Consider the following 7,450-nt stretch of genomic DNA (forward strand, 5'->3'; position numbering starts at 1 on the left):
CAGGATGTGCTCGCGGGTCTGCGGCATCGGGCCGTCAGCTGCGTTCACAACCAGGATCGCGCCGTCCATCTGGGCAGCACCGGTGATCATGTTCTTCACGTAGTCGGCGTGGCCGGGGCAGTCGACGTGTGCGTAGTGACGTGCGTCGGTCTCGTATTCCACGTGTGCGGTCGAGATCGTGATACCACGGGCCTTCTCTTCCGGCGCACCGTCAATCTGGTCATACGCCTTGAAGTCACCAAAGTACTTCGTGATCGCCGCCGTCAGCGTCGTCTTGCCGTGGTCAACGTGACCAATCGTGCCAATGTTGCAGTGCGGCTTGCCGCGCTCAAACTTTTCCTTGCCCATCTCTTCAGACGCCTCGTGAATTGGGGGGTCCACCCGACCCGGTTTTCATCGCGGGCCATCTATGCGCAGAAAACCGGAAAATCAAGCCCAAACGCACCAAGAACCGTGGCGCGTTCAAGGGGTATTCCGGACCGTCCCGATCAGCGCGTTGCCGAAAGTCCCGCTCCATCCGAAGCCGCAGCCGGAAGCTCTGTCCCGGACACCTCGGGTGCCGCCGAAAGACTTGCCTCAGCCGCTCTGGTGAACCAGCCGTCGCTTTCCTGCATTTCGCGCAGCCAGACTTCGACATAGCGGGCAGCCTCTTCGGCTAGGCCGGTCAGCTGTTCTTCCCGGTTCTTGGAAATCCGGGACTCGAATACCTTGATGATCTGAATTTGCTTTGGCTCAGGATTCATCTTGGCACGTGCAGCGTCATCCCAAAGGGTGACGTTCAGCGCCAGCGCCGATTTTCCCGGAATGATGGGCGGCGGCAGGGAATAAGCTTCGACACTGACACCGAGGTGATAATACTTGTCACCCTCGAAGCGGCTGAACCGGTCGCCCAGCGCCTTGGTGACAGCGGCGATCCACTCGTCTTCGGTTGCATCCCGCGACACGAGAAGCTTTTGCAGATTGGGCGCCACAACCCCGATGTGACCGATACGAAAATCGCCCAAAGGCTCTGTCGGCTGCTCGAGATCGCGGGTGGAACTGCCACATGCGGCAAGCGCCAGAAGCAGTGGCAAAGCAACAAGAAAGTGGCGCATCGCGTCCCCCCGGATCATCATCCCAACCTCTCTATCGCAGCGCTGCAGGCGGCGCAACGCAACGCCATTGGCATTGCACGTATCGCGACCTAACTTCTTGATGAGATGGCCAGCGTATCAACACCCGACAGCCCCTCCATTCCTGCCGCATATCCGGTGCGGGCTGCTTTGGTGCGCGAACCGCTCAACCTGCTTCAAAGCTGGCAGGCGTCGCGGCAGAACCTGCTGACGATCATCCCCGAAATGTCGACCCGGCAACCCATTGTCTCGGGCAGGACCGGAACGCCTTGGCACATGCTGACCGATCCCGACGGCATCCGCCATGTCCTGCTCGAAGCGGTGGATCACTACCCCAAATCACGGGTGACCAAGAACCTGCTGCGCCCCGCCATCGGCGAGTCGCTGTTCATCGCCGAGGGCAAGCATTGGCGCTGGCAGCGTCGTACCGCTGCCCCAGCATTTTCGCATCGCAATGTCGCCGCACTGGCCCCCGTGATGACCCGCGCCGCCGAACGGTCGGCTGACCGGATCGCACAAGCAGGCAAACGCGCCGTAAACATGCTGGACGAGATGATCACCGCGACCTTCGACGTGATCTCCGACGTCACCTTTTCCGGCGACAGCGGTTTCGACCGCGCGGCCGTGCACAAAGCCATCGACCTCTACATCTCTGACGCGGGCAAGGTCTCGCTCTTCGACGTGCTCGGCCTGCCCGACTGGATCCCGCGTCCCGGACGCAACTTGGCCACCAACGGCATGGGCGACATGAAAGCCGCCGCTGACAGCGTGATCGATGCTCGCGAAGCTGACAGCAGCCGTGACACGCCCGATCTGCTCGACCTTCTTCTGAGCGCTGAGGACCCAAAATCCGGCCGCCGCATGACCACGGAAGAGATCCGCGACAACCTTCTGACCTTCATCGTTGCCGGGCATGAGACCACCGCCCTCACGCTGGCCTGGTCCTTCTATCTTTGCGCCTTTGCTCCTGATGTGCAGGACCGCGCCCGCGCCGAGGCGCAATCGGTTCTGCAAGGCCGCGCCGCCACAGCCCGTGACCTGCCCAACCTGCCCTATACCCGGCAGATCATTGACGAGGCGCTGCGCCTTTATCCGCCCGCCGCCATCATCTCGCGCACCGCGATGGCGAAGGACACTCTGTGCGGCACGCCGATCAATCCCGGCGACACCGTGATCATCCCGATCTACGCGCTGCACCGGTCACACCTTCTGTGGACCGACCCCGACAGGTTCGACCCCGACCGCTGGGCGGGTGGCGCAAAGCCCGACCGATACGCCTATCTGCCCTTTGGGGACGGTCCCCGCATCTGCATCGGTGCCAGCTTTGCCCTGCAGGAGGCGGTGATCATCCTTGCCACCTTGCTAGGGCGATTCCGTTTCAAATCGGTTAAGGGCGTCGACCCCACCCCGGTGATGATCATCACCCTGCGCCCCGAAGGTGGCGTCTGGCTCGAAGTCGAACCCGTCTAGATCACCGCTTTTTCGACCTTGGGTGTCCCGCTCAGCAATCGGTCATAGTGGAACTCGGTCAGGTCTAGCGACTGGTACCCGCCATCGCAGATCCATTCGGACAGCCCCCGCCCCATCGCCGGGGCCTGCTGCAAACCATGACCAGAAAACCCGTTTATGAACAGGTAGTTGCCCAGCTCCGGATGCGGCCCCAAAACCGCGTTATGGTCAAAGGTATTCATCTCGTAATGCCCCACCCAACTGTGGGTCAGCCTGATCGCTTCGAACTGCGGAATGCGCGCAGCCAAGAGCGGCCAGACCTCGGCCTCCCACAGCCCGTGATCCATTGCGAAATCGTCAAACGCGACCGCCGGGTCATCGCCGAAATGCCCCCCCGCCTGATACGTGCCACCGCCGTTTTCCCGCACATGCAGGCCCGAGGGATCAATCGTCAGCGGCAGATCGCGGTCGAGCGGCTGTTCTGCCTTGAACACCCACGAATAACGCTTGCGCGGCTCGACCGGCAGGTCAAGGCCCGCCATCCGCGCGACATGCCCAGCGCGTGGCCCGGCGGCGTTGACCACCTGCCCACAGGCAACCCGCGTCCCGTCACCCAGCGAGACCGACTGCACCCGGTTGCATGCCACATTCATCCCGACAACCTCGGCCTCGACATACTCGACACCGCGCTCCTGCGCCTGCCTGCGCAGCCATTCGAACACCGCCATGCTGTCGAAATAACCTTCGTCCCGTGTGTTGATGGACCCCAGAACGATGTCGTCCAGCGCATAGAACGGATAAAGCCGCGCAATCTGGTCCCGCGACAAGAGCCGCGTCCCTGCACCCGCCGCTTGCTGCACGACCGCTCGCGCGCGCAGGTCGTCGGCAAAGGCGTCAGTGTCGGCGAGATAGAGATATCCGAAATTGCGGATACCCAGCTGCGGCACCCGCGGATCACCCCCCATGTAGTCCCGCAGATGGGTGACGAACTCCGCCCCGAACTGGCTGATCCGTACGTTGAGTTCGGTCGAGAATTGCTGCCGGATGCAAGAGGTCGAGGTCGCCGTCGCCGTCTTCTCAAAGCTCATATCCCGGTCAACGACCAGAATACGCCCGTCAAACCCCAGATCGGTCAGGAACCACGCCACAGCCGATCCCATGATAGCGCCGCCGACGATCACGACATCATAGCTGTCCCGCGCGGGCGTTGCCATGGATCAGACAGCGGCCTTGCGGCTTTCCTCAAGGTAGATCTCGCGCAGACGCGCGGTCCGCGCGCCCGGCGTCCCGTCACCCAGGCTCACACCGTCGATCTCGATCACCGGCATGACAAAGGCCGAGGCCGAGGTGATGAACGCCTCATCCGCCTCTTTCGCCTCGTTGATGGTGAAGTTGCGCTCTTCCACCTGCATCTGCGCCTCTCGCGCAAAGCGCAGCACGGCAGCGCGGGTGATCCCGTGCAGGATGTCGTTCGACAGCGCCCGCGTGATGATCGTGTTGCCCTTGATGATGTAGGCGTTGTTCGAGGTGCCCTCGGTTACATGCCCATCCTGCACCATCCACGCGTCATCCGCACCCGCTTTCTTCGCCATCATCTTGCCCATCGAAGGGTAAAGAAGCTGCACCGTCTTGATGTCCCGCCGCCCCCAGCGCACGTCTTCGATCGAGATGATCTTCATCCCCGTCTTCGCCGCCGGGCTGTCCGCCAGACCGGGCTTGTTCTGGGTGAACAGCACCACTGTCGGTTCGGTCGTTTCGGGGTCCGGAAAGACGAAATCCCGGTCACCCGGCGCGCCGCGCGTGATCTGCAGATAGACCAGACCATCCTCGATCCCGTTCACCCGCACCAGTTCGCGGTGAATCTCAAGCAAGTCATCAAATACCGCCGGTTTCTTGATGTCGAGCTCGTTCAGAGACCGCTCCAACCGCTTTGCGTGACCGGCAAAGTCGATCAGCTTGCCCCCCAGAACCGATGTCACCTCATAAACCCCATCCGCCATCAGAAAGGCGCGGTCGAAGATCGAAACCTTCGCCTCATCCTCGGGTAGATACTCTCCGTTCACATATACGGTGCGGGTCATGGGCGGTCTCCTTTTGCTGCACGTGGGATGGCGTGCGACGCGCGCATCGTCAAGCCGTCAGATGTGCACGCTCCGCCCAATCGCGCGAAGATGGCGCATATCTGTGCCGCAACAGCCGCCAAAAACGCGCATCTGAGGGTATTTTCTGGCCAACGCACCCATTTGTTGACCCAACTCATCTGGATTGCCATCGTCCAGTGCCTCAGCCTCATCCAATTCAGCATGACTGAGCCGCGAAGCATTGACGACCAGCCCACTCAGCCGCGTCCCAGCCGTTTCTAGTGCGAGATGGTCGGGATGCGCGCAGTTGACCAGATAGCCGGTCACGCCTTCAGTAGTTGCAGCGTCTATACGCATGATGGCTTCGTTCAATTCTGTACCATCGGGCAATCGCCCATCCGTCTCAACCGTCAACGCCATCGTGATTGGAACGCCCACGGCCGTTGCAGCGCGCACCATGCCAATCGCCTCGTCAACCGAACCGATGGTGAAAGCCGAAATCATGTCACAGCCAGACTCCGCCAAAACCTCAATCTGGCGGGCATGATATGCCTGCGCTGCTTCTGCGGTCATGGACCCCGCCTCGTATCCGTCGCCACGCGGGCCGATCTGCGCCGAGACGCGCAGCGGGATCTCGGCCTCGAATTCTTTCAGAAATCCGATCGCATCCCGATTGACGCGTTTCAAACCTTTCGCGTCGTATCCCAAAGCCGCCGCCCGATCTGCATTTGCCATCCAGGTCACACTCTCAAGGCAGGCCCCACATCCTGTTTCCTGAGCGACGGCGATCTGATCGCCGTAAAGCTTTCGCAGGAGCGCACGACCCTGGTCGGTGTCCAGCAATGGAAAAGACGCAAATCCGGGCAAATCCACCCCAAGATTGAAGATCATGTGGGTTTCCATACCTGTCCAACTGAGCCAACGGGTGTCGTTGTCCTGATCCCTCACAGCCTTGCCCCCTTGGATGAAAACCGTGGCAGCCATCATATCACTTCAGCCCGAAAAAGCAGTCGAGAAAACGCTGCAGCTTGACTGTGACCAAAATCGCCTTTGCCTCCTCCACCTGCGGCAAAACATAATCATTGACCGCGCGGCCCTGCCGCCGTCCCATAGCTGGCACATCAGATTCACAGGCAATCCATGCAAATTCCCCCGGAGCTTTCCCAATATATCCGCGATGCCCTTCAATCGGGCCGGTCAAAGGACGACATCGCCAAAACGCTGCGACATGCCGACTGGACCGACACCGAGATTGATGCCGCCCTTGCCGGCTGGCTGCATCAGGATGGTGCCGGAGCCGTCCCGCGCCCGATCAGGTCCACCGCCGCCCGCGACGCGTTGTTCTACAGCCTGCTCTTTGTGGTGTTCGGGATGGTTGTCGGCAGCACGCTTACCCTGCTGTTTGCACAGATCAACATCTGGCTGCCCGAACCGGATGAGTCCCAAACTTACGGGCGGCTGTCCGGACTGCGCTGGTCCATGGCCGCGCTCATCGTTTTTGTTCCCGTGTTCTACGTACTCGACCGCAAAGACCGACAGGCCACCGACGCCGATCCGGCGCGCAGTCACGGAACGGTCCGCCGCTGGCTCTCCGCGCTGGCGATGCTTGTGGCAACGATCACGCTTCTGGGAGACGCGCTTTACCTGATCTACAGCTGGCTCGACGGTCAGATCACCCTGCGTTTTCTGGTCAAATCGGCAACGGTCGCATGTGTCGCCTTGGTGGTTCTCGCATATTTCCGCGAAACCCGCAGTTTACCAACGGGCGGCATTCCTGTTCCCGCAGGTTGGGTTTTGATCGGCCTTGCGACCCTGTCACTTGGCCTGACGTTCTGGCTGGTGGGTGGCCCGGCACAGGGACAGATGGAACAACGCGATCGGTGGCGCTTGTCGGATCTGCGCACGCTTGCCAATGACCTGTCCCAATGCCCCGACATCGACCGCGCCAACCTGCCCGAAACGCTCGACCCGATGACCTGCGCCCGCAACCCGGCGTGGCTGACAGGTTTTGCCAGTGACATCCGCTACGCAAGGACGTCCGCAAGCTCGTTTTCGCTCTGCATCGAGATCGAGTACCCCGAGGCGATGGACGTCTACGATGTGCGCCTAGATGGCAACACGGCCTGCATCGACCGACGCACAGACTAGACCCTATCCCCAGAGCGACGCATCCGAGGGGTGCACGCCTGCCTCGTCGAACATCAACGGCACGTCCCGATCCTCGGCCAGCAGCAGCGGACCATCCAGATCGGTGATCGCCGCCCCCTGCGCCACCAGCACGGCCGGGGCCATCGCCAAGGATGATCCAACCATGCAGCCCACCATGACGTCATACCCTGCGGCCCGCGCCGCATCTCGCAGCGCAAGCGCCTCGGTCAAACCACCCGTCTTGTCGAGCTTGATGTTCACCATGTCGTACTTGCCTTTGAGCTTGGGCAAGGAGGCCCGATCATGGCAGCTCTCGTCGGCACAGAGCGGCACAGGGCGGTCCACGCCCAAGAGCGCATCGTCTTCGCCTGCAGGCAAAGGCTGCTCCACCAGCGCGACACCCAGCCGCAAGAGGTGCGGTGCCAGATCCGCATAAACCTCTGCCGACCAGCCCTCATTGGCATCGACAATGATCCGTGCGTCTGCCGCGCCGGCCCGCACCGCCTCAAGTCGCGGCATATCGTCGGGCGTTCCCAGCTTGATCTTGAGCAAGGGCCGATGCGCATTCTTCGCCGCCTGCGCCTGCATCACATCCGGCGCCTCCAGCGACAGCGTGTACGCCGTCACTTCCGGCCCCGGCGAAGCTAGACCGGCAAGCTC

Annotated in this window: 9 protein-coding genes; 2 read left to right on the forward strand and 7 right to left on the reverse strand. The window is 61.7% G+C overall.

The window, feature by feature from the left end:
* Together JJ869_RS20585 and JJ869_RS20590 are read right to left on the reverse strand one after the other, a co-directional pair.
* On the reverse strand, positions 1 to 348 hold a 348-nt coding region (locus JJ869_RS20585), incomplete at its 3' end, for a GTP-binding protein (protein WP_292270199.1).
* 140 nt (positions 349 to 488) lie between these two features.
* Complete coding sequence (locus JJ869_RS20590) at positions 489 to 1,094, reverse strand: hypothetical protein (RefSeq protein ID WP_292270202.1); 606 nt, start codon at positions 1,092 to 1,094, stop codon at positions 489 to 491.
* Between the two features lie 105 nt (positions 1,095 to 1,199).
* Between JJ869_RS20590 and JJ869_RS20595 the strand changes: the two genes are divergently transcribed.
* Complete coding sequence (locus tag JJ869_RS20595) at positions 1,200 to 2,582, forward strand: cytochrome P450 (protein WP_292270205.1); 1,383 nt, start codon at positions 1,200 to 1,202, stop codon at positions 2,580 to 2,582.
* On the opposite strand, the gene JJ869_RS20600 is transcribed toward JJ869_RS20595, so the two are convergent.
* The 4 genes from JJ869_RS20600 to JJ869_RS20615 are packed head-to-tail and all read right to left on the reverse strand — an operon-like array spanning position 2,579 to position 5,753.
* On the reverse strand, positions 2,579 to 3,775 hold the full coding sequence (locus JJ869_RS20600; protein ID WP_292270206.1) for an FAD-binding oxidoreductase: 1,197 nt from the start codon (positions 3,773 to 3,775) through the stop codon (positions 2,579 to 2,581). The genes JJ869_RS20595 and JJ869_RS20600 overlap by 4 nt on opposite strands.
* A gap of 3 nt (positions 3,776 to 3,778) precedes the next feature.
* Positions 3,779 to 4,642: a D-amino-acid transaminase gene (locus JJ869_RS20605; RefSeq protein WP_292270209.1), complete on the reverse strand. Its 864-nt coding sequence runs from the start codon at positions 4,640 to 4,642 to the stop codon at positions 3,779 to 3,781.
* A gap of 57 nt (positions 4,643 to 4,699) precedes the next feature.
* A complete protein-coding gene (locus JJ869_RS20610) occupies positions 4,700 to 5,626 on the reverse strand; it encodes a homocysteine S-methyltransferase family protein (RefSeq protein WP_292270211.1) in 927 nt (308 codons plus the stop codon).
* 4 nt (positions 5,627 to 5,630) lie between these two features.
* Positions 5,631 to 5,753 carry a hypothetical protein gene (locus JJ869_RS20615; RefSeq protein WP_292270214.1) on the reverse strand — a complete coding sequence of 41 codons (123 nt, stop codon included), beginning with the start codon at positions 5,751 to 5,753 and terminating at the stop codon, positions 5,631 to 5,633.
* 29 nt (positions 5,754 to 5,782) lie between these two features.
* Here JJ869_RS20615 and JJ869_RS20620 point away from each other — a divergent pair, with 29 nt between their 5' ends.
* On the forward strand, positions 5,783 to 6,790 hold the full coding sequence (locus JJ869_RS20620) for a DUF5671 domain-containing protein (RefSeq protein WP_292270218.1): 1,008 nt from the start codon (positions 5,783 to 5,785) through the stop codon (positions 6,788 to 6,790).
* Between the two features lie 3 nt (positions 6,791 to 6,793).
* On the opposite strand, the gene JJ869_RS20625 is transcribed toward JJ869_RS20620, so the two are convergent.
* On the reverse strand, positions 6,794 to 7,450 hold a 657-nt coding region (locus JJ869_RS20625; protein ID WP_292270220.1), incomplete at its 5' end, for an enolase C-terminal domain-like protein.

It is taken from the genome of Marivita sp. (assembly GCF_017643905.1).
GTDB lineage: Bacteria > Pseudomonadota > Alphaproteobacteria > Rhodobacterales > Rhodobacteraceae > Marivita.

Excerpts from the sequence above, each read along its gene's own strand:
- JJ869_RS20590 (WP_292270202.1), bottom strand. The coding sequence starts at position 1,094 with ATGCGCCACTTTCTTGTTGCTTTGCCACTGCTTCTGGCGCTTGCCGCA.
- JJ869_RS20595 (WP_292270205.1), top strand. The coding sequence starts at position 1,200 with ATGGCCAGCGTATCAACACCCGACAGCCCCTCCATTCCTGCCGCATAT.
- JJ869_RS20600 (WP_292270206.1), bottom strand. The coding sequence starts at position 3,775 with ATGGCAACGCCCGCGCGGGACAGCTATGATGTCGTGATCGTCGGCGGC.
- JJ869_RS20605 (WP_292270209.1), bottom strand. The coding sequence starts at position 4,642 with ATGACCCGCACCGTATATGTGAACGGAGAGTATCTACCCGAGGATGAG.
- JJ869_RS20610 (WP_292270211.1), bottom strand. The coding sequence starts at position 5,626 with ATGGCTGCCACGGTTTTCATCCAAGGGGGCAAGGCTGTGAGGGATCAG.
- JJ869_RS20615 (WP_292270214.1), bottom strand. The coding sequence starts at position 5,753 with ATGGGACGGCGGCAGGGCCGCGCGGTCAATGATTATGTTTTGCCGCAG.
- JJ869_RS20620 (WP_292270218.1), top strand. The coding sequence starts at position 5,783 with ATGCAAATTCCCCCGGAGCTTTCCCAATATATCCGCGATGCCCTTCAA.